This is a genomic window from Sphingomonas sp. T1 (assembly GCF_902506585.1).
GTDB lineage: Bacteria > Pseudomonadota > Alphaproteobacteria > Sphingomonadales > Sphingomonadaceae > Sphingomonas > Sphingomonas aerolata.
Genome location: NZ_LR733885.1, coordinates 1 through 1,248, shown reverse-complemented (window position 1 = coordinate 1,248; position 1,248 = coordinate 1). Strand labels below are relative to the sequence as shown.

1 protein-coding gene is annotated in these 1,248 nt (G+C 64.9%); it reads left to right on the top strand.

The genetic code is table 11. From position 1 onward, the window contains the following. The first annotated feature begins 64 nt into the window (after positions 1-64). Positions 65-1,230, top strand: a protein-coding gene (locus GV027_RS18705) for an IS3 family transposase (RefSeq protein ID WP_156347626.1) whose coding sequence is annotated in 2 segments (ribosomal slippage) — positions 65-317 and positions 317-1,230 — 1,167 coding nt in all. Because the reading frame shifts where the segments join, the coding sequence is not laid out codon by codon here. The last annotated feature ends 18 nt before the right edge of the window (positions 1,231-1,248 follow it).

The following is a 1,248-nucleotide window of genomic DNA, read 5'->3' as shown; positions in this document are numbered from 1 at the left end:
TGACGTGACCCCCGTTTTTTCCTCCAGTTGGAGCTAGAGTCCGACCCCGGAAAGGGACGGACAGATGAAGCGGAAGCAGTTTTCGGAAGAGCAGATCATCGGCATCCTGAAGGAGGCCGAGGCTGGTGCGGTGGTGACGGATCTGTGCCGGCGGCACGGGATGTCGAGCGCGACCTATTACGCCTGGAAAGCCAAGTTCGGCGGCTTGGAGGTGTCCGATGCGAAGCGGCTGCGGGCGCTCGAGGAGGAGAACGCCCGGCTCAAGCGACTGCTCGCGGACACGATGCTGGACAACGCAGGTCTGAAGGACCTGCTGGCAAAAAAATGGTGACGCCCGCCGCGAAGCGGGAAGCGGTCGCGCATCTCCAGACGGCGCTGGGGATGAGCGAGCGGCGGGCGTGTGCTGTCGTCGGGGCGGATCGCACGAGCATGCGGTATCGCTCAAGCCGGGCAGATGATGGCGACCTTCGGTCGCGTCTGCGCGAGCTGGCGCAGCAGCGCCGACGGTTCGGCTATCGGCGGTTGCACATCCTGCTGCGGCGGGAGGGCATCACGATCAACCGCAAGAAGACACAGCGGCTTTACCGCGAGGAAGGTCTGACAGTCCGTCGCCGGAAGGGACGAAAGCGCGCCGTCGGCGCGCGGGCACCTGCGCCGGTGCTGGCGCTACCCAACCAGCGCTGGAGCCTGGACTTCGTTCATGATCAGATGGCCACGGGGCGGCGGTTCCGTATCCTCAACATCGTCGACGACGTGACCCGGGAGTGTTTGCGGGCGGTGCTCGACACGTCAATCTCGGGCAAGCGGGTGGTGCGCGAGCTGGGCGACCTGATCGCCGAGCGTGGCGCGCCCAAGATGATCGTCAGCGACAATGGCACCGAGTTGACCTCAAACGCGGTGCTGGCGTGGTCGGGCGATGCCGACGTCGAGTGGCACTATATCGCTCCGGGCAAACCGACGCAGAACGGGTTCGTCGAGAGCTTCAACGGTCGCATGCGCGACGAGCTACTCAATGAGACGCTGTTCTTTACGGTCCGCCAGGCGCGCACGATCCTCGCCCGCTGGGTCGAGGACTACAACACAGAGCGGCCACACTCCTCGCTCGGCTACGCCACACCGGCCGCCTTCGCCGCAGAACTCGAAAAGCAACGGTCGGGTTTAAACCTGACCGTTGCTTCACCCGCGCTCCTGCGCGACAACAACGGTCGGTCTCTGGTCGCAGCTGGATGAAAGGCGGGGGTCACGTCA